Source organism: Mycobacterium arosiense ATCC BAA-1401 = DSM 45069 (assembly GCF_002086125.1).
Taxonomy (GTDB): domain Bacteria; phylum Actinomycetota; class Actinomycetes; order Mycobacteriales; family Mycobacteriaceae; genus Mycobacterium; species Mycobacterium arosiense.
This window is the reverse complement of sequence record NZ_MVHG01000280.1, coordinates 1-334: the sequence shown is the minus strand read 5'-3', so window position 1 is coordinate 334 and position 334 is coordinate 1. Positions and strand designations below refer to the sequence as shown.

At 66.2% G+C, this 334-nt stretch carries 1 protein-coding gene; it reads left to right on the top strand.

All coding sequences use genetic code 11. From position 1 onward, the window contains the following. Positions 1 to 334: condensation domain-containing protein (locus BST14_RS28500; protein ID WP_142279713.1), on the top strand; the 334-nt coding region annotated here is incomplete at both ends.

Genomic DNA, 334 nt, shown 5'->3' with positions numbered 1-334 from the left:
TCAACCCGGTGCGCTCGACGTCGCATCATCCGCTGTTCCAGGTGGCCACCGTTCTCCAGAACAATGCGCGCCCCGAGATGGCGCTCGATGGGGTCAGTGTCGAGCAGTTGGCGGTGTTTACCCGCACCGCCAAGTTCGACCTGGATATCGAGTTGAGCGAGGTGCCCGGCGAGGATCCGGGGGCGCCGATGGCCGCCGGGCTGGTGATGTATGCCACGGATCTGTATGACCGGTCCACCGTCGAGCGGTTAACAGGTTGGTTCGGCCGGGTGATCGAGGCGGTCGTGGCCGACGCCTCGGTGGCGGTTGGCGAGGTGTCGCTGCTGGATCGCGG